The sequence below is a fragment of the Thermocrinis ruber genome, from assembly GCF_000512735.1.
In the GTDB taxonomy this organism is placed as follows: domain Bacteria; phylum Aquificota; class Aquificia; order Aquificales; family Aquificaceae; genus Thermocrinis; species Thermocrinis ruber.
Map to the genome: position 1 here is coordinate 296,324 of NZ_CP007028.1, position 23,230 is coordinate 319,553.

Annotated in this window: 25 protein-coding genes and 1 pseudogene; 14 read left to right on the forward strand and 12 right to left on the reverse strand. The window is 43.1% G+C overall.

Translation table 11 applies throughout. From position 1 onward, the window contains the following. Positions 1–136 precede the first annotated feature (136 nt). Positions 137–2,059 carry a PhoX family protein gene (locus tag THERU_RS01610; RefSeq protein ID WP_025305538.1) on the reverse strand — a complete coding sequence of 641 codons (1,923 nt, stop codon included), beginning with the start codon at positions 2,057–2,059 and terminating at the stop codon, positions 137–139. Positions 2,060–2,160: 101 nt separating this feature from the next. Between THERU_RS01610 and coaBC the strand changes: the two genes are divergently transcribed. Then, a complete protein-coding gene (gene coaBC, locus THERU_RS01615) occupies positions 2,161–3,330 on the forward strand; it encodes a bifunctional phosphopantothenoylcysteine decarboxylase/phosphopantothenate--cysteine ligase CoaBC (protein WP_025305539.1) in 1,170 nt (389 codons plus the stop codon). On the opposite strand, the gene serA is transcribed toward coaBC, so the two are convergent. Continuing rightward, on the reverse strand, positions 3,311–4,903 hold the full coding sequence (gene serA / locus THERU_RS01620) for a phosphoglycerate dehydrogenase (RefSeq protein WP_025305540.1): 1,593 nt from the start codon (positions 4,901–4,903) through the stop codon (positions 3,311–3,313). The genes coaBC and serA overlap by 20 nt on opposite strands. Positions 4,904–5,166: 263 nt before the next feature. Between serA and THERU_RS01625 the strand changes: the two genes are divergently transcribed. Beyond that, positions 5,167–6,282 carry a phosphoadenosine phosphosulfate reductase domain-containing protein gene (locus THERU_RS01625; protein WP_025305541.1) on the forward strand — a complete coding sequence of 372 codons (1,116 nt, stop codon included), beginning with the start codon at positions 5,167–5,169 and terminating at the stop codon, positions 6,280–6,282. Here THERU_RS01625 and THERU_RS08530 read toward each other — a convergent pair. From THERU_RS08530 to THERU_RS08420, 3 genes are all read right to left on the reverse strand, one after another. Further along, the gene (locus THERU_RS08530; protein ID WP_156916178.1) at positions 6,183–7,370 is read right to left on the reverse strand and encodes a hypothetical protein; all 1,188 of its coding nucleotides are present in this window, start codon (positions 7,368–7,370) and stop codon (positions 6,183–6,185) included. The two genes, THERU_RS01625 and THERU_RS08530, sit on opposite strands and share 100 nt — an antisense overlap. 4 nt (positions 7,371–7,374) lie before the next feature. Beyond that, positions 7,375–9,348: an ATP-binding protein gene (locus THERU_RS01630; protein ID WP_025305542.1), complete on the reverse strand. Its 1,974-nt coding sequence runs from the start codon at positions 9,346–9,348 to the stop codon at positions 7,375–7,377. A gap of 136 nt (positions 9,349–9,484) precedes the next feature. Then, positions 9,485–9,658, reverse strand: coding sequence for a type I restriction-modification system subunit M N-terminal domain-containing protein (locus THERU_RS08420; protein ID WP_084326227.1), 174 nt, complete (start codon positions 9,656–9,658; stop codon positions 9,485–9,487). Positions 9,659–9,679: 21 nt separating this feature from the next. On the opposite strand from THERU_RS08420, the gene hisG reads away from it, so the two are divergent. Next, positions 9,680–10,339 carry an ATP phosphoribosyltransferase gene (gene hisG / locus THERU_RS01635; RefSeq protein ID WP_025305543.1) on the forward strand — a complete coding sequence of 220 codons (660 nt, stop codon included), beginning with the start codon at positions 9,680–9,682 and terminating at the stop codon, positions 10,337–10,339. Here hisG and THERU_RS01640 read toward each other — a convergent pair. From THERU_RS01640 to THERU_RS01650, 3 genes are read right to left on the reverse strand one after another with little or no spacing between them, the layout of a single operon-like run. Continuing rightward, on the reverse strand, positions 10,278–10,922 hold the full coding sequence (locus THERU_RS01640; protein WP_025305544.1) for a hypothetical protein: 645 nt from the start codon (positions 10,920–10,922) through the stop codon (positions 10,278–10,280). The two genes, hisG and THERU_RS01640, sit on opposite strands and share 62 nt — an antisense overlap. Further along, on the reverse strand, positions 10,919–12,430 hold the full coding sequence (locus THERU_RS01645; protein ID WP_025305545.1) for an L-aspartate oxidase: 1,512 nt from the start codon (positions 12,428–12,430) through the stop codon (positions 10,919–10,921). The genes THERU_RS01640 and THERU_RS01645 overlap by 4 nt, the downstream gene beginning before the upstream one ends. Continuing rightward, entirely contained in the window at positions 12,411–13,388 is a 978-nt protein-coding gene (locus THERU_RS01650; protein WP_025305546.1) for a gluconeogenesis factor YvcK family protein, read from the reverse strand. Before THERU_RS01650 ends, THERU_RS01645 begins: the two co-directional genes overlap by 20 nt. Positions 13,389–13,437: 49 nt before the next feature. Here THERU_RS01650 and THERU_RS01655 point away from each other — a divergent pair, with 49 nt between their 5' ends. The 5 genes from THERU_RS01655 to THERU_RS01675 all read left to right on the forward strand — a co-directional run bounded on the left by THERU_RS01655 (position 13,438) and on the right by THERU_RS01675 (position 16,440). Continuing rightward, entirely contained in the window at positions 13,438–13,932 is a 495-nt protein-coding gene (locus THERU_RS01655; RefSeq protein ID WP_025305547.1) for a YceD family protein, read from the forward strand. Positions 13,933–13,996: 64 nt separating this feature from the next. Continuing rightward, the gene (locus THERU_RS01660) at positions 13,997–14,767 is read left to right on the forward strand and encodes an oxygen-binding di-iron domain-containing protein (protein WP_025305548.1); all 771 of its coding nucleotides are present in this window, start codon (positions 13,997–13,999) and stop codon (positions 14,765–14,767) included. Positions 14,768–14,777: 10 nt separating this feature from the next. Continuing rightward, complete coding sequence (atpC, locus tag THERU_RS01665) at positions 14,778–15,179, forward strand: ATP synthase F1 subunit epsilon (protein ID WP_025305549.1); 402 nt, start codon at positions 14,778–14,780, stop codon at positions 15,177–15,179. Continuing rightward, positions 15,166–15,876, forward strand: coding sequence for a tRNA1(Val) (adenine(37)-N6)-methyltransferase (locus tag THERU_RS01670; protein ID WP_025305550.1), 711 nt, complete (start codon positions 15,166–15,168; stop codon positions 15,874–15,876). The genes atpC and THERU_RS01670 overlap by 14 nt, the downstream gene beginning before the upstream one ends. 15 nt (positions 15,877–15,891) lie before the next feature. Next, positions 15,892–16,440 (forward strand): DUF507 family protein, encoded by a 549-nt coding sequence (locus THERU_RS01675; protein ID WP_025305551.1) that lies wholly within the window; start codon positions 15,892–15,894, stop codon positions 16,438–16,440. Here THERU_RS01675 and THERU_RS01680 read toward each other — a convergent pair. From THERU_RS01680 to THERU_RS01690, 3 genes are read right to left on the reverse strand one after another with little or no spacing between them, the layout of a single operon-like run. Further along, entirely contained in the window at positions 16,437–17,045 is a 609-nt protein-coding gene (locus THERU_RS01680) for a M23 family metallopeptidase (RefSeq protein WP_025305552.1), read from the reverse strand. The genes THERU_RS01675 and THERU_RS01680 overlap by 4 nt on opposite strands. Positions 17,046–17,087: 42 nt before the next feature. Next, the gene (locus THERU_RS01685; RefSeq protein ID WP_025305553.1) at positions 17,088–17,666 is read right to left on the reverse strand and encodes a hypothetical protein; all 579 of its coding nucleotides are present in this window, start codon (positions 17,664–17,666) and stop codon (positions 17,088–17,090) included. Between the two features lie 56 nt (positions 17,667–17,722). Beyond that, the gene (locus THERU_RS01690; protein ID WP_025305554.1) at positions 17,723–18,226 is read right to left on the reverse strand and encodes a DsrE family protein; all 504 of its coding nucleotides are present in this window, start codon (positions 18,224–18,226) and stop codon (positions 17,723–17,725) included. 199 nt (positions 18,227–18,425) lie between these two features. Here THERU_RS01690 and epmA point away from each other — a divergent pair. The 6 genes and pseudogenes from epmA to THERU_RS01720 form a co-directional block, all read left to right on the forward strand. Next, positions 18,426–19,334 (forward strand): annotated as a pseudogene (gene epmA / locus THERU_RS01695) (elongation factor P--(R)-beta-lysine ligase); the annotation flags it as partial. Then, on the forward strand, positions 19,331–20,548 hold the full coding sequence (locus THERU_RS01700) for a baeRF12 domain-containing protein (protein WP_025305556.1): 1,218 nt from the start codon (positions 19,331–19,333) through the stop codon (positions 20,546–20,548). The pseudogene epmA and the gene THERU_RS01700, both read left to right, overlap by 4 nt. Before the next feature lie 10 nt (positions 20,549–20,558). After that, complete coding sequence (locus tag THERU_RS01705) at positions 20,559–21,152, forward strand: LabA-like NYN domain-containing protein (protein ID WP_025305557.1); 594 nt, start codon at positions 20,559–20,561, stop codon at positions 21,150–21,152. Further along, entirely contained in the window at positions 21,140–22,084 is a 945-nt protein-coding gene (locus THERU_RS01710) for a bifunctional riboflavin kinase/FAD synthetase (protein WP_025305558.1), read from the forward strand. The genes THERU_RS01705 and THERU_RS01710 overlap by 13 nt, the downstream gene beginning before the upstream one ends. Before the next feature lie 13 nt (positions 22,085–22,097). Beyond that, the gene (locus THERU_RS01715; RefSeq protein WP_025305559.1) at positions 22,098–22,376 is read left to right on the forward strand and encodes a hypothetical protein; all 279 of its coding nucleotides are present in this window, start codon (positions 22,098–22,100) and stop codon (positions 22,374–22,376) included. Next, positions 22,312–22,950, forward strand: a complete 639-nt coding sequence (locus THERU_RS01720; RefSeq protein ID WP_025305560.1) for a nucleotidyl transferase AbiEii/AbiGii toxin family protein — start codon at positions 22,312–22,314, stop codon at positions 22,948–22,950. Before THERU_RS01715 ends, THERU_RS01720 begins: the two co-directional genes overlap by 65 nt. Here THERU_RS01720 and THERU_RS01725 read toward each other — a convergent pair. After that, positions 22,942–23,223 (reverse strand): hypothetical protein, encoded by a 282-nt coding sequence (locus THERU_RS01725; protein WP_025305561.1) that lies wholly within the window; start codon positions 23,221–23,223, stop codon positions 22,942–22,944. The genes THERU_RS01720 and THERU_RS01725 overlap by 9 nt on opposite strands. Between the last annotated feature and the right edge of the window lie 7 nt (positions 23,224–23,230).

A 23,230-nucleotide genomic window follows, 5' to 3' on the forward strand; every position in this document is an offset into this window, starting at 1 on the left:
TGTTAAGAAATTATTAATTTCTGACAAAAAAGGTTAACAATTTCTTAACAAAAAGGTCTGCCATAAGGTGAAATATCATTAAAAAAAAGGAAAAAAAAGAAAAAAGAGGAGGAGGCAGGAGCCTCCCCAGGACCCTTTATAGATAGACTTCCTTGCGGTCTTCCCTTTGAACTTGAATTACGGAGGGTCTTGGGACAACTACACCATCGCCAAGGTAGGGCCATCTGGTATTGGCACCGTCCTCTCCGGGATGCTGTATAGTGCAGAAGAAGGTCTTGTAGTCTTCGGAGAACTCAGGACCGCATATTTCACAACCGGGCGCTCCAGAGAGGAACATCTTTAACTCTTTGGTGTATACATTCAGGGTATATACACCATCGTTCTTGGCGAGCCTGTTGGGGCTTGGGTTTCCATCCGTCGCTATCCACACATTTCCGAGCTTGTCAAAGGCAAAGTTGTCGGGTGCAGAAATGGCAGGTGTGGTTTCTTTGGCGGGCTGTCCGTAGATGTATAGCTTTCTGTTTTCGTCGGTTGCCCTTGGGTCTCCGCAGAGCATAGCCATCACCCAGGTGAACCTGGTGGAAGTAGGGTCGTTGTTTTGTTCCTTGATCTCTATTATGTGTCCCATGTGATTGAGTGGTCTTGGGTTTGCTTTGTCTGTGCCAGGATATCCGGACTGACCCCTTCTTTCGTTATAGGTGAGGGCAACAAAGACACTCTTGGTTATTGGGTTCCATTCAAAATCTTCAGGTCTGTCCATCTTGGTGGCACCGAGCAGGTCTGCTGCTCCTCTGGTGTTTATGAAGCATAGCACTGGGTCGCTTTGGAAGGGTTCGGGAAGGTTGGGATTGGGGATTACTCTGTTTCCATCCACAGTGGCTATTGGGATCCACTCGCCAGTGAGGTCGTCGTTGAACTTAGCCACATAGAGCGTTCCCTCATCCAACAGTCCAAAGTTTGCGGTTCTGTTGAGAGGGTTGTATTTGCCCTTTGTGACGAACTTATAGATATACTCAAACCTCTCGTCGTCGCCCATATAGACCACCACCCTTCCGTCGTTGGCTACCACCGTAGTTGCTGCCTCGTGTTTGAACCTTCCGAGGGCTGTCCTTTTGACGGGTGGTCTTGTGTGGTCGTATGGGTCAATTTCCACCACCCACCCAAACCTAAAGGCTTCGTTGGGCTCTCTGTTTATATTAAACCTGTCGTAATACATGTGAAACCCATATAGTCTAGCGCGACGGCTGGGCACACCATACCTTTGGTGGATACTTCTCACTAAGTCATCGCTTATGGAACTGAGATCTCCCCCAAAGTAGCTGTGGAAGTTTTCCTCACAGGTTAGCACCGTTCCCCAGGGGGTTTTACCCGCAGCGCAGTTGTTTAGGGTTCCATAAACCAACAGTCCGTTTGGGTCGTAGGAGGTTTTCATTAGCCTGTGTCCCATGGCTGGTCCGGAGATAAGGCACACTGTATCGCCTGTGATCCTTCTGTTGAAGGGTGAGCCCTTTACATACTCCCAAGAGCCGTCGGATTTTCTCCTTATCTCCACCACCGATACACCATGGGCGTGGAGCATTAGGTCTGCCTGCTCCCTTGTGGGGGTTGAGGTATTTAAATCAAAGCCCCTAAACATGAGCTCTGGGTTTGTGTATTCGTGATTTACCACCAACAGAGCCCTATCGGATGTTAGCTTAAAAAAGCCCACAAAGTCTGCGTTGTAGCCAAAGCACCTCTTCTGCCTTTCCACATCCTCTGTGGTTGGTCCTTCGTATACCCTGTTCCAGTTGAGGGGTTCTCCGTTGTCCAAGGGGTCTCCCCACTTGATAAGTATGCTTACCCTATAACCTTCCGGCACAACAACTCTGTCTTCGTTGTTGGGGTAGATGGTTTTGTAGGAAAGAGAGCTCGTGGGTGTAATTCCGCCTTCTCCAGTTATACTTCCACCTCCTCCGCCTCCACAGGCAAATGAAAGCATTACCGCAGAAGCACCTGTCAGCTTCAAAAAGTCCCTTCTGTCAAGGGCTCTCTTTAAAATATCTCCAAAGTACTCACCCATGGCTTGTACCTCCTGTAGGTTTTAGGTTAAGCATAGAAACTTTCTGTTAAGATTTGGTTAAGGATTTGTTAAGAGTTTGTTAAGGCTTAAAATATGAGAAAATGGCTAAAATATTGCTGGGTGTTTGTTCTTCTGTTGCCATCCACAAAGCCTGCGAGCTGGTAAGAGAACTAAAGCACAAAAACCATCAGGTAAAGGTGGTACTCACACCTACCGCGGAGAGGTTCATAACCAGGCTTACCTTTTCTTCCTTGAGTGGCAGCAAAGCCTACTCCGATTGGGAGGAAGAGGACCCTTTCTTGCACATAACACTGCCCCGCTGGTGTGACCTTTTTTTGATAGCCCCATGCAGTATAAACACCCTCTCTAAGATCGCCAACGGCATAGCAGACAACCTCCTAACCAACTGTGCGTTAGCCCACAAGGGTTTGCTGATGCTGGCACCCGCTTGTAACGTGGAGATGTGGCAAAATCCCGCCGTGCAGGAGAACATAGAAAGGTTAAAGAAAAGGGGAGTGGTGATAATAGAACCGGAGGAGGGAAGGCTCGCCTGTGAGGAGGAGGGAAAGGGTAGGCTTGCAAGCCTTGAGAGGATCCTTGATTGGGTAGAGTGGGGCATACGCCCAAAGCCACTGCAGGGCAAGAAGGTTCTTCTCACGGTGGGAGCAACAAGGGAGTTTATAGACGATGTGCGGTTTATATCCAACCTTTCCACTGGAAGGACGGGCTTTGCCATCGCAAGGGTTCTGAGGTGGTACGGTGCGGATGTTCAGATTATCGCAGGATACACGGAAGAAAAACCTCCACCGGAGATACCCCTCATAAGGGTTTCCTCTGCTGAGGAGATGCTGAAGGCGGTCCTTGAGAATGTGAAGTTTGCAGACCTGTTGGTGATGAACTCAGCGGTTGCTGACTATAGACCTGCGGAGAGGGTGGAGGGCAAGCTAAAGAAGGGCAAAGAGGTCCTTGAAATTAAGCTGGTGAAAAATCCAGATATCTTAGAGGAGGTTAGCAAGCTTGGGCTTGAAGGTTTAAAGGTGGTGGGCTTTGCTCTTGAGGAGGAAAAATTTCTCTTAGAAAAGGGCTTAGAAAAGCTAAGAAGAAAGAAATTGGACCTGCTGGTGGCAAACCCAGTAGGCACTATGGGAAAGGAAGGACACAAAGGCTACCTTATCTTCAAGGATGGCAACGCAGTTCCCTTTTCTTTCCCCGATAAGCTTTCCTTTGCGGAGTTTTTGGTAGATCACATCTCTAAATTACTACTTGCTTAACAAACAAAATCTCCGGAAGTTTTTTGATCTCCTCAAGGACTTCCTCCGGCACTGGGTCATCCAAGTTCAGAATACCCAAAGCTATGCCACCCCTCTTTTCCCTTCCAAGTCTAAAGCCTGCAATGTTGACCCTTGCCTGCCCCAGCATGGTTCCGATCTTTCCTATAACACCCGGCACGTCCTTGTTCTCAAAGAGTAGCATAATACCCTCCGGCTCCACATCCACCCTGTATTTATCAATCTGGATTATCCGAGGCAAGTTGCCCTCCAAGATGGTGCCCGCTACCACCCTTTCTGAACTGTCGGACCTTACCACCACCTTTATGTAGTGCTTGAAATCTACCGTCTCCTCGGAGGTCAGCTCCTCCACCTTTATGCCTCTATCCCTTGCCACATAGGATGCGTTTATTATGTTTATGGGAAAATCCACCACCTCCTTTAGTATGCCCATCAAAACCGCCGACGCTATTGGGTGGAAGTGCTCCGCTATGTCTCCCCTTACCTCCACATGAACTTCCCTTATGCCCTCATCTGCCCACTGCACCAAAAACTTGCCCATCCTCTCCGCCAAATCCAAGTGAGGCTTTATAAGGGTAAGCACCGAAAGGTCTGGGAATGGTGCGTTCACCACATACTCTACCGTTTGCCCCCTCAGGGCTTTTATTACCTGCTGGGCTATTATAACCGCCACATTTTCTTGAGACTCATAAGTGTTTGCTCCTATGTGAGGAGAGAGGGAAACATTGGGAAACTTCTTCAGCTTTTCTATGAATTCGTAAGGAGGAGGCTCCACCGAATAAACATCAAGCCCAACTCCAGAGAGCTTGCCCGTTTCAAGAGCCCAAATAAGGTCTTCGTCCTTTACGATCCCACCTCTTGCACAGTTTATAAGCACCGCACCATCCTTCATAAGTTCAAACTCTTTTCTTGTGATCATGTGCCTGGTCTCGTGGGTGAGTGGTGCGTGTATGGTCAGAATATCCACCTGTTTTAGCATTTCCTTTAGGTCCTCAACAAGTTTGACCCCAAGCCTGTCTGCCTTCTCCTTTGGAATGTAAGGGTCATAGGCGAGCACCTTCATACCAAAAGCCTTTGCCCTTATGGCAACCTGGGAGCCTATGTTTCCAAGCCCTATTATTCCCAAGGTTTTTCCGTAAAGCTCCGTGCCCATGAATTTTTTTCTGTCCCACTTACCTTCCAGCATAGAGTTGTGGGCATTGTGGAAGTTTCTTACCACGCACAGCATATGGGCTAAGGTTAGCTCTGTGGCACCTATGGTGTTGGCACCGGGTGTGTTGATCACCAAAATACCCCTGCGGGATGCCTCTTCCACGTCTATGTTATCCACCCCCACACCAGCCCTTCCTACTACCTTTAGCCTTTCTGCCCTTTCCAAGAGCTCTGCGGTTACGGGCGTCCTACTTCTGGTTATTATGCAATCGTAATCCTTTACCACCTCCAAAAGCTCTTCGTAGCTTATGTCTGGCTCGTTGTCCACTTCAATGTCTGGCTCCCTCTTTAAAATCTCAATGCCCTTTTCGGATATAGGGTCTGTTATGAGAACCTTAAACATCAGAGCCTCCTTAAAGGATTGGTTAAAGCTTTTATTATAACATTTATCCCTAAAAGCTCGGAGCCTTCTGTTTGAGTTTTAGAATGGTTAGCGTTAAGCATCTTGAAAGATGCAAAAACATAGGCAAGTCCTTTTCATCCACTCTTCTATTGTTTTTAGTGCCTTCATAACTGTTTCAGGTCCTAATTATTAACCAGTCCAATATATGGATTACAAAAGTTGATACCTTCAAGGATGTTATAATTGCAATTAAGGGCAGAAAAATGGGAAATAAGATTAACCTTCTAACAGCAAGACTAAGGAACCTGTTTTCCCAGTTTGAAACCCATCCTATAGTTGTTGCCTACTCTGGAGGAAAAGACAGCACCTTTTTATTACATCATGTGCTTGTGCTTCTAAGCGAGATGAAAACTAATCCTTTGGCAGTTGTGTATGCGGATACTCTCGTTGAAAATCCGGTTGTTCATCAACATGTTATGGAGTTTTTACAAAAGGTTAAAGCCTACTGTGAAAAGACGGGAATAGATGTTCGCATTCTAATAGCACAGCCTGAGATAAGAAACAGCTTTTGGGTTAATGTTATAGGAAAGGGTTATCCTTTGCCGAATCATAGATTTCGTTGGTGTCAGGACAAACTTAAAATTAAACCTGTTAAAAAAGTTCTTGCGGTCTTTCAAGAGGGAATCATGCTTGTGGCATTGAGAAGTCAGGAAAGTTTGGCAAGGAAAAGGTCTCTTAACCGTCGCTTGGATGGTATGGAACTTGAAAAGAACGGCTTGCGTGTCTTTGCACCTATATTTGATTTCACTGAGGAAGATATATGGGAGTTTCTCACACAAAGCCCTACTCCGTGGGGAGAGGATTACGGCAGAGTTATTAGCTTATACAGAACCGCAAGAGGAGAATGCCCTCTTATACCTGAGAAAAATAAATTCCATAGTGGATGCGGCATGAGGTTCGGATGTTGGGTATGCACCGTGGTCAGGGAAGATAAAACGCTTAGAAACCAAGCTATAAAGAATGGGGCTCTCCAAAAACTTTATGAATTTAGGAATTGGTTGGTAAATTTCTGCAATAATCCACAGAACAGACTTCCATTCCGTCGCAACGGACAACCAGCGGCAAACAATAAAGGCACACTTTCTCTTGAAGCACGAGAGAAGATCTTAGAAAAGGTATTAGAATTAGAAAAGCATACTGAATTACAAATTCTAAGACCAGAGGAGATACTAGAAATTAAGAAAATTTGGGAAGACGATGCACGGCGATTTACAAGCTATTACATAAGGGAATACACTAAGCCTCTGATCCTGTCCTCAGATGGTAATTGTGCTTTAGCTACTTTTTCTGCCTCTTCAATAGGAAAAGGTTCAGAATAAATCCGCCTATGGTCTGAGGGAAGAGGATACCTTTCTCGTAAGACCGCTTGGACAATTTCTTTCAAATTATCTTTGTTGTGTTCTCTTTTTAAAGTCTGAAGCTTTACAATCCCTACTGGAGTATCAAGAAAGTGAGGTAATCTTCTAAATCTCAACAGTGCAAAATCAAAGAGTTCATTGGTATCGGGTGAAGGATACGGATTGTTTTCGTCGTCCTCGTCATCTTCAGGTCTTCCTATCCATCTATAATATTGGGATTCACTCAGGCTTAAAATATTAACTCTTACCTCGGGAGGAATTTTTCTTGGATATTTTATAAAGCCCACCACATTCATTAGCATAACCTGATAAGTTTGTTTATCAATGCCGAAAATATGTTTTACTCTGTTGTACCTATCTATCAATCCATCCTTTAAAATATAATAATCACTGAAATTGTCACTTGCTTCCAGTAAACATCTAAACTCAAGTAATTCCATAATACGTCTAACCCTTGCTTTTGCAGCCTCTTTTATTTTTTGAGGATTGATCAGGTCTTCTCTGGAGATTAGATAATTGCCTTTTTGAACAACACCTCTCTTAGAAATATCACAGATAACGAGACAATTTTTATGTTTAAAAATCTCTCTTCCACCTATTCTTCTGTAATCAAGGTCATCTTCCTTAAAACTCTGAAGCCCTCTAGTATTGAACCATCTGCTAACTTGATTTATGAAATTTTCAATATCTGCATATGAAACCTCAATTTGTGCTTCTTGTAAATATTCTCTGTATGTTTGAAAAGGAAATAAAAGTAAGTATAAACTACTAGAGATGTTTGTATTGAATAACCTTCTACCTTCTCTTCTTAATGTAGCAGCCGAGACTACTGCAAGGTATAATGGCGTATAGGGTTTCGCTAATCCTACATTATACAATCGCATAGTTCCATCTATGAAAATGTTGAAACTAAAGGACGGAGGGGTAGTAAGATCAACAACTTCACGTCTTAGAGAACTTTTTTCATAGTATATGTCTGTTTGATCATAAAGAGGTTTACCCTCTTCTTCTAATGCGAAATATGGGATTAACCAACTACTTTTCGCCATAGTTTCATTCTTCAACTCTATGTAAAGGTATGGGATACCTTATGAAAATAGGAACCCTTATTGCTTCGTGAATTAATACCAATTGTCCAGCCTTTAAATTCTCTACACGTTTTTGTAGCCCTTCAGACAATTTCTTGTAGAACTTGTTTGAGAGTTCCACATTGTTGGTTTTACCTATAAGATAGGTGGAACAGTTTCCTAATATTTCCTCATCTATCTGGGAAGCAAACTGTTCTGCACCTATAAGAGATAAACCTATACTCCTCCCACGGGCTGCAATTTCAATTAAGAAGTTTTTAATTGGAGAGTATGCATTTTTTGTAGAAGGAGCAAATTTGTTTAATTCATCTACGAATATAGCTACTCTTGAAGGAAAGGTTTCAAAATTCGGATCTCCCTGTTTTTTGCTTTCAAGGATAGAAGACAGGTCGGAAAGAATAGAAAAGAACACCATTCTCTTTTCATTATCTTTTAAAGGATTTATGTCTATTATCCAAAAATCACCTGTTTCTATATAGTCAATATTTAGAGGATGTCCCCTTGGCGATTCTTTCTCCAGAACCTGACTATGTAAAATTTTATTAAGACGGTTTAGAAATTTCTGAACTGTGCTAACATGGTGTGTTGTGTAAGATATATTTATATATTGGCTATTTCTGTTTTTGTCGAGCCTTGAACTAAGATCTCTTATTAATTTTATAAAACTTGTATTATTATCTTTATACTGTTCAGCAATACTTAGAATAAGAGATTCAAACTTATCATCTATATCTGAGATATCAAATAAGGATAAAAACACATAAGGTCCTCTTTCTAGTAGATCCTGTAATCCATAAGAGTAGTCTTCTGCTGGTTCAAAAATATGAGAACGTTCCTTAAAGATTTTTATCGGGTCTACACCTTCCTCTTTTGCTTTAGCCCACATAGAAGCATCATCTTTGTATCCCGACATTTTTTCAAGTTCCGATATTGCATCGTCTAAGCTGTTAAATTCAAAGTTCTTCACTGCCAGTAAGTCTTTTTCTTTGACATTAAAACCTACTACTGCTAGAGACTTTGTCTCGTCCTGTTTGGATTTGGATAAAGCAGAAGCAATTAAAAACAGAGCATAGCTTGTTTTACCGGCTACGCCAGATTTTCCAGTAATATTCACGTGAGCCGCCTTGTATCCAAAGATATATTCATAATCTCCATATACCGGCACAAGAGTAGAAAATCCATCTTCCACAAAACCAAGCAAAACTCTGTTTTCGGGCTTAACCATATTTTGAAGAACACGTTGAATATTCCTTGCCATAGATTTTCTTATTGTGTGGCTATTGATAAAAGGAGCTTGCATGCCGTCATCCCTATGGATAATCCTTGCCTTTCCGACTCTTATAACAGGAATTTCCGTTGGAGGTTCTTCTTCTGGCTGCCCATAACTAAAACCGTAAAAGTCGGAAATCGGCGTTTCTCTATCAGAAACAGAATATATTTCCTCCACTGTAGCAATAGCTATTTTAGTATCTGCAAGGTTTACCTCAATAAACTCTCCAGGTTCTATATGGATATCAGTATCTGATTTTAGCCAGAAATAAAAGTCATATGGAGTAGCTGGGGTGTTTCTTGTAATAGTTACTCTACCAATTATTCCACTGAGTTGATCTGATATCTCTTGAAATTTAGCTTCATCCTTTTTGTCTTCTTCCACTGGTTCATCAAGAAATCCATATTTATCAGCACGGCTTCTTATTTTCTCAAGGATTAACTTAAGCAAATCAGCTCTAGCAGGATTTCTTTTTTCTATACCTGGGATTGTCTTATTTTCCCATAACCAAAGATTATTGGGTAGCTTAGATTCTTTTATGCTTTTTACAATTCCCTCAATTTCCCTATCTATTTCTGTTCTATACATCCCAAATCGTTCTTTTAGGAATCCCCTGATCTTTCCATTATTTTTAAGATCTCGTTCTAACTCTTCCCATTTTATATTCATACAATCCCTCCAATGTTAATTAATAAATATAACTCAAGTTGCCATCTTAACCAGCCTTGAAAGTTTATTAGAATAGTATAAAGCTGTCCTGTGGGAGGGCTTTTTAATTTATGATTTTTTTTGGGTAGCACTTGGGTTATGAGGATGTCAACTTTTTAGCTCCATGATAGTGTATATGACAATAGACGTCGGAGACCCTCTTTAAGAATATGAGAGGCAAAATGTAATCCTTGTAATTGTATGCCTCTACCGGACCTCTTAAAATGCTCGCTATGTCCCAGAGCCAATTTTCAAGCTCCTTTATGTCCATTCGTTTTATTATATCTAAGAGATGAAATACGCCCTTAGAATAGCCCTACCCAAAGGCAGGCTCTTTGAGGAAACCTTGGAATTTTTTAAAAGCAAGGGCATCCTTGAGGAGACCTTTGAGGAGGGAAGAAGGCTTCAGGTTAGGATGGGCGACTACGAGTTCCTTTTGGTAAAGCCCTTTGATGTGCCCGTGTATGTGGAAAACGGCGTGGCGGATTTGGGAGTGGTGGGTTATGATGTGCTGTTGGAAAGGGAGCCGGAAGTCTATGAACTTTACGACCTTGGCATAGGTTTTTGTAGGCTGGTCATTGCAGGAAAGGAGGAAATGCTTGAGCAGTACAAAAAGGCATCCTTTTTGAGGGTTGCCACCAAGTATCCCAAGATCACCCGGGAGTTCTTTTTGGAAAAGGGAATAAAAACAAAGGTTATTTATCTTAACGGCTCTGTAGAGCTTGCCCCCCTTTTGAACCTGGCGGATGTGATAATGGATTTGGTTCAAACGGGCAGAACTTTAAAGGAAAACAACTTGGTGGTCTTTGAGGAGATCAGTCCATCCACCGCAAGGCTCATATGCAACAGGGCAAGCTACCGCAACAAAAAGGATGAGATCTTCTCCTTTCTCAGCAAAGTTCAAGAGGAGCGTCCAAAGGAGGCAATTCAACCTCACCAACGGGCAACCTGACCTTACCCTTTGCTAAGCTTTCAATAAAGTCCAAGGCAAACCCCAAGGTGCTAATATCCCTGCCATACAGTTTGGCGAGCTCTTCCAAGTTTGGCGGAGTAAATCCCTTTTGGGCTATAGCTTTGGCTATGGAGTAGGTTTTCCTGTCTATCTCTGGATATACGTCTTTTATGTAAGTGATCACTTCCACCGAATAGACCACCACCCGGTCTTTGCTTGCAAGCTCTCTGATCATCTCCTCCAACCTGAGCTGGTCGTAGGTTTTAACATGACCATCTACCTTTATGCCCGCTATAACCCGGTTGCCATCAAAGATGGCATGGTAGAAGACAAAGCTCTGCGGAACCTTTTCCCATCCTTGCTCTTCCGCCAGGCTTAAAAAAGCTCCCATAGCCTCCTCTCTGCTTGAAAAAATGCCCAAAAGGCTATCAAAGTCCTCGGGTTTTACTTGAACCTCCACTACTGTGCAGTCTCCCACTTGTCCTGTTTGCACGCGGTAGCTCAGCTCCTGCCAATCTTTAAAAAGCTCGGCGATTTGCAAATCCACCTCTGTGGGTTCTCTAAAAAGCTTTCTTAACTTCATTGAAACAAGTTTAACTCAGAAAAGTGTATTACGCTATCCCTCTCAAACTGGTCCCTTTGGGACGGGTAATCTTTCCTGTAATGACACCCTCTTGATTCCCTTCTTTGCAGGCTTGCCCACAGTGTAGCCAAGGCGGTGATGCTTATATCAAAGAGCTGTCTGTTTTGAGGCGTTCTCTCCCACTCCTTCCAATCCCTTAGCCAATCCAAGAGTTTTTCCAAGCCTTCCTTCAAGCTTTCCTCTTCCCTTTCAATTCCGCAATGCTCCCACATTAGCCTCTTTAGATCCTCAAAGGTATATTTAGGCTGGCGGTTTCCTTGGGAGGAGTTTTTGAAATGTCCCTTTGAGCCTTTGACGTGTTTTCTGTCTTGGTATATTCGGTAGGCGGTCCTGTAGCCAAAGACCAAGCCTTCCAAAAGGGAGTTGGACGCTAAACGGTTTGCCCCATGCACGCCAGTGCAGGCACACTCTCCAACCGCGTAGAGCCCTAAAAGGGCAGTTTGTCCGTAGGTGGATACTTCCAAGCCTCCTATGTAGTAGTGGGCACCGGGCACCACGGGCACGGGCTCTTTGTATGGGTCAATGTGCCTCTTCAAAAGCTCAGAGTATATGACCGGGAACCTCTCCTTTAGGTCTATACCTTTCTTTGCAATGGGTCTGAGGTCAAGGAAGACCCTTTCCCCTTCTTTTAGCTTTGAGTATATTGCCCTTGCCACCTGGTCCCTTGGCAGTAGCTCATCCACAAAACGCTCACCCCTGCTATCTATAAGAATTGCCCCCTCCCCTCTGACCGCCTCGGAGATGAGAAAGGATGTGCCCTCCAAGAGGGTAGGATGAAACTGCACAAACTCTGGGTTCTTTATGGGAACGCCCTTCCTGAAGGCTATACCTATGCCGTCCCCCTTTACATGTCCGGAGGAATGCAAGAATATAGAGCCCGCACCACCCACCGCAAGCACCAAAAGGTTGGTCCTCAAAACCCTAAGGCTCTCCTTTTCGTAGACCAAAGCACCCTCCACACACTCATCCCCCAAGATCTCCTGAAGCTCCCCCTCTATTATCCTTATTCCCCTCTCCTTTACCCTGTTCCAAAGGGTGGTGTATATTGCCTTTCCTGTGTAGTCCTTTACCTTTAAAACCCTTGGGAAAGAGTGTCCCCCTTCTATGGCAGGCTCTGGGTCAAAGACTACTCCCCATCTTTCAAGGTCTGCCACCCTCTGAATGCCCTCCTCCACCATAATAAGCAGAGCCTTAGGGTTGCAAAGACCTCTACCCGCCCTTAAGGTGTCCATAAAATGCAACGATGGGCTGTCTTGTGGATGCACCGCACAGGCTATGCCACCTTGAGAGTAAAAGGTATTTCCTATGCCCCTGGTCAGCAAGGTGGGCTTTAGTCCAAGCTCAGAGAGAACCAGGGCACAGGTAAGCCCTCCTATGCCACTTCCTACGATGAGGACCTCAACCTCTTCCTCCGGCAATAGGGCGGTGTCAAATGTGAGAAAATGCATGAGAAACCGCTCTTAGTATAACATCCTTAAGCCTTTCTGGGTCGTGCCTTATAAAGTCTTCATTTTCTCCTACGAGGTCCTCCGCGCAGACGGTGATCCCCTCCCTGGCGATCTTTGCCACATCGGGAATTACTGGTTCCTGCCCCTGTTCTATGTATCTCCTCAAAAGGTTATCGGAGGGCATCTTTGTGTTTACGATGGCTATATCTATCTTTGAAATACCCGTTGCAGTCAAAAAGCCCTTTATATGGTCGTAGGCGGTGTAGCCATCCGTCTCTCCCGGCTGGGTCATAGCATTTACCACAAAGACCTTAAGGGCTGGAGAGGTTTCCACCGCAGACTTTATGTCCTTTATGAGCAAGTTGGGCACTATGCTGGTGTAAAGGCTACCGGGACCAAAGATTATAAGGTCCGCACTTTGAAGCTTTGCTATGGCGTCTATGGGAGGCTTGGCATCCTCAGGCTCAATCCAAATCCGGGCGATCTTAGCCTTACTACTTTTTCCGTATTCGGTTATGTTTTCCTCCCCTTCAACCACCTTTCCATCGGAAAACTCCGCCCAAAGATGAACGCTTTCTGTAGTAGCGGGTATTATCTCCCCCTTTGTTCTGAGTATTTGAGATGCCAAGTTTATGGCAGACAGAAAGCTTCCGGTTATGTCCGTCAGTGCCACAAGGAAGAGGTTTCCAAAGGAATGTCCCTCAAGCTCTTCCCCTTTGAACCTATACTGAAAGAGCTTCTGGAGGATCTCCTCCGTTTCCGAAAGGGCAACCAAGCAGTTTCTTATATCCCCCGGTGCGGGTATTTGATAAGCCTTCCTAATCCTGCCTGTGCTACCTCCACTATCTGCTACCGTTACTATTGCAGATAGCTCCTTTATCCGATTGCCCACTTCCCTTTTTAAACCTCTAAGAAGGTTTGAAAGCCCCGTTCCTCCACCCACGCATACTACTTTCATATAAACCTCCTTGAAAAAAATATACCCACAGATTATTTTAAACCCTATTATGCCCACACTCAATCTCAAAGAGATATTTAAAACAACCGCCCGCTTTTCAGGTTTTTACAAAATAAAACCCGAAGAGTTAGACCTGCCACCAGAGTTGGGAGAACTAAAGGGACCCGTGGAAGTGGAAATTCAAATAGAGAAAGCTCTCCGCGGCTACGAGGTGAATCTGAGCATAAAGGGAAGCATAGAGCTTGAGTGTAGTCGGTGCCTAACCCCCTTTATAAAAGATCTTGATAGTACGGAAACCATAAGGTTGGAAAAGTATCCAGAAAAGCCGTCAATTAGCCTAAAAGCAGAGGACCTGAATGTCTTCTTTTTGGAGGATGAGGAAAACTTCAATCTAGCAGACCTTATAAGAGAACAGATCATACTCAGCATTCCCACAAAGCCTCTGTGTAGGGTGGATTGTCAGATTCCCACACTGGAGGAACCCGAGGAAGACACAAGGTTTAGCGCCCTAAAAAAGCTCATACAAACCAAGCATTCTTTATAACCGGGCAAAAGTAAACTGTATGATTCGTATCGTATGTTAAAATTCATAACCACGGAGGTGTGATGTGGAGACTAAGAGGGTAATCTACGACACACCGGAGCACAAAGTTATATTTTTTGAAGAGCTAACGCCCGCCAGTGCGGTGCAGGCAAACCAGGTGCTTATAATCCACAAGGGTGAGGGAATGCTCTTGGACCCCGGGGGTCATAAGGTCTTTTCTAAGCTCTTATCGGACATTTCTCTTTACATTCCGCCAAATCAGATAAAATACATCTTTCTTTCCCATCAAGACCCAGACATAGTGGCAGCCATAAACGGTTGGCTAATGACCACAAAGGCACAGGCATACATATCTAAACTTTGGACTAGATTCCTGCCCCACTTTGGGCTTGATAGCCAGTTAGAGGATAGGCTAATTCCCATAGACGATAGTGGGACAAAGGTCGTCTTGGGTGGAGACTGTGAGCTTTTAATACTCCCCGCCCACTTTATGCACTCCCCTGGCAACTTTCAGGTCTATGACCCTTGCTCTAAGATCCTGTTCTCTGGAGACCTTGGAGCAAGCCTGGGACAGGATTACTTCTTTGTGGAGAATTTTGACGAGCACATAAAGTACATGGAAGGCTTTCACAAAAGATACATGGCAAGCAATAAAGTTCTCAAGTTCTGGGCAAACATGGTCCGTCAGCTGGATATAGAAATGATCGTTCCCCAGCACGGTGCTATATTCAAGGGCAAGGAAATGGTTGAGCGCTTTATAAACTGGATTGAGAACCTACAGGTAGGTGTGGATTTATTAACGCAAGAGAAATATAGGGTGCCGGGTGTGATATAATTTCTTTGCCATGATAAAGGTTGAAATTGTAACACCCAAAGGTTTGGCCTTTTCCAAGGAGGTGAATTCAGTAAATATTCCCACCGTAGAGGGAGAGATAGGCGTCTTGGAAAAGCATATGTATTTGATGACACTTCTAAAGCCCGGTCTTGTGTATTTTGACGGAAAGACAGAGGAGGGCATTGCGGTAACCTATGGCTTTGTGGACGTGACCCCTGAGAAGGTGATCATACTGGCTGAAGAGGCATACACCATAGGAGAAATTGATGTAGGAAAAGAAAAAGAAGAGTTTGAAAAATGGGCAAGAAAGCTTGCCACCGCACAAGCAATGGAAGAAATAGAAGAGATTACAAAGCAAGTAGAGAGGGCAAGGACGCTCTTAGAGTTAGTGGAAAGGTTTGGAAGGGTTTAAGGAATTTGAGTTTTTCCGAGGAAAGGTAAGGTTTATCCAGCCAAAACAGCATAGGCTTTCTGTAATAGAAATTCTCTTCTTATCAACTCTTAAAGGTATAAAAAAAAGTCACATAGTGGCGGACCTTGGTGCCGGCTTTGGTGCCTTATCCATACCCATAGCCCTCAAGTTTAACTGCAAGGTCCTTGCCATAGAAAGGGACCCAACCATGCTTTTACTCTTACATAAGAATGTTGAAAATAATCACCTTCAGCATAGCGTGGAGATCTTAGAGGCAGATGTTAAGGAAATAGACAAAAAATTAAAACCTCAGAGTGTAAATTGTGTGGTTCTAAACCCACCCTTTTACCCAAAACAAAGTGCAACAGAAAACAATCCATATCATACAGAAACTTATGGAAAACTTGAAGATTTTTTGAGGGCAAGTGCCTATATTTTGAAGGATGGAGGTTTTATTAATCTGCTTGTTCCCTCTTTTAGACTTTTAGAAGCTTGTAATATTATGGAAAGTTTAAACATAAAGCCCGCATATTTAAAGTTTTTTCACTCATTTATAGACAAACATGCCAAATTGGTTCGTGTAGCCGGTGTAAAGAACCTAAATCCTAAGCTTGTAGTTGAAAGTCCATTGATAATAAATCACAAGGAAACTAAATACACACAAGAAGTGTGGGAAATTTTGGAGAGGTTTTTGTGATATAATTAACACATTATGAGACTGCCTGAAAAGTTGGTGGAACGCATTGCGGATAGGATTATAAAAGAACTAACAGAAGAGAAGATCATTGAAGCGGAGGACCCTTATGTGTTTAAAAAAAAGATAATCGGCATTTTCAAAAAGGTAGAGGAGGAAGAAAAACTTCTTGATGAGAAAACGAGAGAAATTCTAAGGGAGAAGATGCATCTTTTGGAGGAAACGAGCCTAGATTACAGAACCGCCTACAGGGCTGTTAAAAGCAGGCTTGCAGAGGAGATGAACATAAACATAAACAAGAGGGAGAGGATGAACCAAATAGCAGGGATGATAAAGGATTTAATATTAGAGGACGACACGGTGGAAATATACGAAGAACCTCATATTATAAGATCTCGGATAAGGGCTATCCTGATGGAAGCTCTCAGGGAAGAGGAAGAAATAGACAGGGAGGTAAGGGAAAGAATAAAATCTTACTCAAGGAGAATCGTGGAAGGGACGCCCGAGTGGAACCATCTCTACAAAAGAATATACGAAGACGCCCTAAAAAGAAGAGGGCTTCTTTAAGGCAGATAGGCTATCGGGTTCTGACGCATACCGTATCTTATCACCTCATAATGCAAGTGAGGACCAAAGGACCTTCCAGTATTACCCACTTTACCTATTATCTGTGCCTTTACCACCCTGTCTCCATAGCTAACGGACAGGCTTGAGAGGTGAGCGTACAGCGTGGCAAAACCATAACCGTGGTAGATTATGACAGTGTATCCATAACCCCTTATCCAGCCCGCATACACTACCCTACCATCTGCTGCCGCACTAACCGGTGTGCCATAGGGCGCAGATATGTCTACACCTGTATGAAACTCCCTACGCCCACCCACAACACGCCAACCGTAATCGGAGGTTATAACCCCCACCACGGGCCATATGTCTGGCTTGACCATGTCAACGGTTTTGATGTCTGCCAACTCCCTAAAGGCTTCTTCCACAGACATTTCTCTCCTTATAAGTTCATCTACCTTTTCCGTGTCCAGCTCCTTTAAAGGGTCAGAGTAAATTTCCGATGGTTCTATGCTTGCTTTCCCGGGACCACCCACACTCAACTTTGTTAAGGATGTATTTCCAACTATTGAAAAACTTAGTATAAGTAGAAAAATGACTTTTTTCATAACAATTCCCCCCTTGCAAAAAATATAACTAAAAGGAACCTATCAGTCAAGAGTGCCCTTTAGCATATCCTCCAGAATCTCGTTTATAGACCTGTAGATTTTATCACTCAATCGCAGTCTTTCTAATCTATCAGGGGAATTTTCTTGATCAATCCTTTCTATTATGCTTGCGAGGTTTGAATCTTCCACCTTTCTATATATTCCCATAGCCTTTGTCAAGCTCACTTTTAGCTTTATATCAAACACTTTGTGATTTTTTACATCCAAAAGCAGAAAACTTTGTAAAAGTTTAAAAATAGAGCTATCGTAATAGGCTACCCACCTTAGTATGGTCTGAAGGACCTTGGACATCCACAAAAACCGGTCGTAGCTCTTTAGGGCTAAATAAGAGTACAGCTTTGCAGACACAAGGTCGTTCAGGATAAGAAGGTCTCCCGATTGGTGATAATCTATGGTCAGCAAGTTAAAAGGTTCAAAAAAACCGCAGTAAGATTCTTCCGGATGGAAGCCCCTTCTTACGAAGATCTTGCACCTTCCGACAGTTCCATAAGCGTAAGCCAGCAGATCCCACTCTCCCACAAGAAATTTTTTTATAACTATTACCTTTGCCTTTGCGGACACAAAAGAATTATACAGCTTTTAATTGGGCAGGCTAAAAGCCAGCCTCAGATAGAAGGTTATTGAACTTTTATGTATGCATAGCCCTTTGCTTGGAGCTCACCTACCGCACCCACTCCAGAGGGGACTATCTTGCAAAAGTCATAAAGCTTATTAGGGTCAAGTTTTAACCTTGTTAAGGTTATTTCGCATATCAGCGGATCCACACCGTATAAGTTGAGGTCCCTTAAATCTTCACCTATTTTAGGATCAAGATTTTCTTTTTCCCAGGGGCTTCCTGTTAAGTCCTTCATAAAGAACTTTACACCTGGTCCGTGGGCAACGATCACTATTTTGATCTTAGTTGGGTCGTTATCGTATACAGATAGATGGTTCCTTATATTACGTAGCATGGTCGTAAACCTTTGAGGATCCCCAAAATCCGCATGATAAACTACATTTATTTGTGATTCTTTTTTTAGGTCCTTAAAACCTAATTTTGGCGGTGCTGAGTGGGCAAACTTACCCAGCAGAGGTATTGAACCAACAATACCCAAAAGTTTAAAAAAGCCCCGTCTGTCCATAGTAAAACCTCCTTTTTTAGATAAATTTTTACTGGATATTAATATACGATTTTGTCAAAGAATGTGTGCTAATTTTTACTTATATCTTCTTTATCTTCTACTTATATAAGTTTTTAAGAATATCTCAATGCATTTAAATTCCCTTTTCCCTTTCCAATTAACTAATACCGTGGTTGGCTAAAGTGCTTGGGTTGAATATAATAATAAGATGAACCACCAATTGCTTTACGCTTGGTCGGACTTTGTGGAAAAAGTACGCCAATTCTTCCGTTCAAAGGGATACTTGGAGGTTTCCACGCCCATTTTGCAAAGCTATCCCAATGCAGACCCTAATATAGAACCTCTCAAGGTAAACCTTACCTTAAAAGGTAAAACGAAAAGCTACTGGCTACATACCTCTCCAGAGCACGCTATGAAAAAACTATTGGCAATCTTTCCCAAAGATATGTTTCAGATAACAAAGGTGTTTAGAAACGGAGAGTATGGAAGATTGCATAGACCCGAATTCACCATGTTGGAGTTTTACAAGATTGGGACAGACTACAGAGGGCTCATAGAGGAATTGAAGGAACTTTTATCTCTCTTTGGCTTTGAAGACTTTCAGATTTTAGAACTGGAGAAAGCTTTTGAAGAATACTTGGGCATAGTTTTATCTGAGGAGGAAGAGATATTAAAAAACAATCTAATGGCTTATGGCTATGATTTTGACGACAAGGAAGACTGGGAGACCATCTTTTACAGGCTCTATGTGGAGTTGGAGAGGTGTTTAGCTTCAGAAAAGCCCACCTTTTTAATAAAGTTCCCTTCAAAGCTTGCCATGTATGGAGTAGTAAAGGATGGTTATGCGGAGAGGTTTGAGCTTTACATAAAGGGCATAGAAATAGCCAACGGCTGGACGGAGGAGAGGGACCCTCAAAAGATAAGGGAAAGGATGAAAGAATGGATCAAAGATAGAGACCTTCCCATAGATGAAGAGCTTTTGCAGGCTTTACCAAAGATTCCTGAGTTTTCTGGTTGTTCTGTGGGCTTAGAAAGGCTCTTTATGGCGGTTTATAATATAGAAAGTTTAGACCAAATCCCATGGATCTTTAAGGAGGAAGGCTTATGAATAGCTTGAAGGAAGCCCTTGGCATTTTGCTGAAAGAACAGTATGCACCATACCTTGTTTCCAGCTTGTACTTGCGCCTCGCCCCAGAGGATAGAACAGATAGGAAGTATCTAAGGGTTTTTAAAGACATGGTAAAAGCTCAAAGGGAAAGCTTGGAACTTAGAGGATTGGAGAGGGATGTGATTAATTCCGCAGTAGAAGATTTTGAAAGGATGGAGGAATTTTTAAGCAAGCCGGAAAACCTGGAGAACTGTGGAGGTATTGCCCTGTTTTCCTGCAGTGCAAAGAAGGTATTCGTCCCTATAAAGCTCCCCTATACTTACAGAAACAGGCTTATGGTAGCTCCAGATCCTTTGGTAAGGGAGATTGCTGCTATAGATGAAGAACTAGGGATTATTGGTGTGCTTTTGATTGACAGAAAGCACGTTAGGTTTTTCCTAATGGATTTTGAAGGCATTGGAGAGGTCTCTGACTTTTTGGAACCTTTGGCAACTAGGGCTCACAAGTTCCACAGCGGTGGAGCATCCCTAAAGGGTGCGCAGGGAACATTCAGGTACTCTATGCCCTCAAGGGCTTCTGCACCCAATATGGTCCAGCACGGAATTGGTGAGTACAGATTTCACATGAGGATCCAGGAGGAAAAACACAGGCTTTTCAAAATAGCCAACGATGCACTGATGGAGGCTTGGAAGGAGAACAAGTTTAACAAGCTTGTTATAGGTAGTATAAGAGAGGATATAAGAGAGATAGAAAACCATCTTCATCCTTATCTACTCAATATGTTGGTGGGCTATGTGAGGATTAATCCTTCGGAGGCGACGGAGCATACCGTAAGGAATGCGGTCCTGGAACTTTTGTGGCAAAAAGACAGAGAACAAGAGGAAGAGCTTGTAAATACACTATTGGACCTTGAGGGTAAAGGGCTTGCGGTAGAAGGCTTGTCTAAGGTCTTAGAACAGTTATACATGGGCAATGTGAAGACCCTTTTGGTAGCAGAGAACTTTGAAAGGTCTGGCTACTTCTGTCCGGTCTCTAATATTCCCGTATTGGAGCCTAAGTGCCCTACAGAAGAAGAACCCTATCCTGTTGAGGATATAGTGGATGAGGTTATAGAGCTTGCCTTGGAAGAGAGGGCGGTTGTGGAGGTAATAGTCAGGGAGGACCTTCAGAAGAAGTTTGATGGCGTGGGAGCCCTTCTGAGGTGGAAGATATAAACTTTCCTTTATGATAGAAAGGGTAATTGTGTTTATAGATGGTTCAAATGTCTTTCATGCCATAAAGTCTTTGAACATAAGGATAGATTACAGTAAGTTGGTGAACTTTTTGGTGAAAGACAGGAGGCTCATTAGGGCTTACTTTTACGGTGCGGTGCCCCAAGAGAAGGATCTAAAGAAAGATTCCCCCGAATGGGATAGCTTTCTCAGGCAGAAACGTTTTTTGGAGGAGTTAGCCTTGCAGGGCATAAAGGTAAAAACCGCTAACCTGAGAAGGCTTCCAAGTGGAGAGTTTATGGAAAAGGAGGTGGATATTATGTTAGCTACAGATATGCTGAGTTTGGCATACAAAAACGCATACGATACTGCCATACTGGTAACAGGCGACAGCGATTTTTCCTATACGGTGGAGGAAATTCAGAGCTTGGGCAAAAGGGTAGAAAACGCTTCCTTTAAAAGCACCAGTTCCCACATTCTTAGGAAGGTTTGCGACCGATTTATCCTTTTGGATGACTACATTGACAGGTTTATTATAGAAGAGAAGGTTAAGGTAAGTCAGGAGATTAGCTTTTGGGAGAAGGTCCTTAGGCTATGGAAAAGGTAGTTTCCCTCAAGGTAAATTCTAAATGCCTGAAGGGCCTTTCCTGTTACGAAAGGCTAGAAGAGGAACATGCCATAACGGTGGGCGTCTTTGACGGTGTTCATCTTGGGCACCAGTATCTTTTAAAGAAGCTAATAGAAAGTGCTCAAAGGAGAGGACTAAAGAGCTGTGTTCTGAGCTTTTATCCCCATCCCTCAAAGGTTCTTTCTCCCGGACAGCAACCCTGCGAGCTTACGGACCCCCTAGAGAGGGCTGAAAGAATATTAAGGCTTGGCATAGACAGGGTGGTTTTTATAAACTTTGACAGAGAATTTTCCCGCATAAGAGCTGAGGACTTTTTAAAGCATGTGCTTTTCGAAAGGCTAAGGTGTAGGTATCTTCTTGTGGGGTATGACTGGAGGTTTGGCTACAGAGGGGAAGGAGAGGTGGAGTTGGCAAAGGAAATGGGTCAAAGGCTTGGCTTTGAAGTGGAAACTGCAGAACCCTTTTACAAAAACGGGCACATAATAAGTAGCACATACATAAGGAGGCTTTTGCACAGCGGAAGGTTGGAGGAAGCCAGTGAATATCTTGGAGAAAATTATTGGGTTAAGAGAAAAGTAGTCAGAGGCTCTGGCAGGGGCAGTTCCCTTGGCTACCCTACCGCCAATTTGGGACATTCGGAAAATCTGTGTTTAAAGGAGGGTGTTTATGCGGTCAGGGTGAATAAGCAGTTTTTGGGAGTAGCCAACTACGGCTTTAGACCCACCTTTGACGGAAAAACAAAGGTTTTAGAAGTTCATATATTGGACTTTGAGGGAAACCTTCGCGGAGAAAGGCTAAAGGTGGAATTTTTGAGCTTTTTGAGAGAAGAAAAAAAGTTCTCCTCCAAGGATGAGCTAATAAAGCAGATAGAGAGGGACATAGCCATAGTGAAGGAAAAGTTTGGACGTTAAACTATGTTTTGTAATGTCCTCTAAAAGAAAAGCCATCCTTGAAAGATACGCATGGGACAGGACGCAAGACGAAGAAGAGCTTCTCATAAGGGCAATGATGTATCACAACCCTGTGGAACTCTTAATGGCTTTTTCAAGGGAAGAGCTTAAAAAGACCTTTCTTGAAAACTTGCACCGCTTTGACGAGAAAAATCTAAACTTTTGGAAGTTTGCCCTTGAGGTTAGCGATGAGGAGTTTAACCGATACGCAGAGGGAAACTTTAGGTTTGGTCTCAGGAAGTTCATTGGTTAAGGGCTTTTATCTTGCGGGAGAAACTGCTATAGCAATAAAGTACAACCATAGGTTTTCGGAAGATTTTGATTTTTTTACTTATCCTGATTTTAGATTTGACCCTTTTTCTTTGCAAGAAAAGATAGATAAAGCCCTTCAGGAAGTGGATTGGAAAATGTTCGATAATTCTACTGTGATCTTTGTCCTTAGAGGAATAAAATTTTCCTTCTTTGAGTATGGTTATCCCTTAGTAAAACCCACCACTAGAGAAGAAAGTTTGGGTGTAGATATAGCAAGCGACGAGGATATCTCCGCAATGAAACTGTTGGCGATAGCAAAAAGAGGAGTAAAAAAAGACTTTTACGACCTCTGGTTTTTAATGAAAAAGAGGGGATGGAATTTAAAAGACGCAATAGGCTTTGCAAAGTTTAAATACCCCAACATAGACACAGGGATCTATTTACGTAGTATTGTCTACTTTAAAGATGCGGAAAAGGAGACAGCTCAAAAAGAGGTGGAGATGGCTTGGGAACAAATAAAGGAGTTTTTTGAATTTCAGTGTAAAAGCCTGCTAAAAGACATGAACCTACTGTAAAAGGTAGCTTCCGTAAACAATCTCTCCGTTTTTCAAAAGAAAGAAAGATTTTTCCATCTTGTCCCTTATTCCCTTCTTGTTTTCCAAAAAGTCAAGCAGTGTTTTCGGTTCTCCATGGGCCCTCAGCATGTACTCCCTTTCTTCGCCGTTGTCAAAGATGATCTTTACGGGTAGGCAGTAGAACTTGGAGTATTCCCCCTCGTTGCAACGGTGGATCTCTCCAATTACCTCAATGGAGACGCTCCTTGCCACTATATCCTCTTGCTTGAGCATCGGTAGA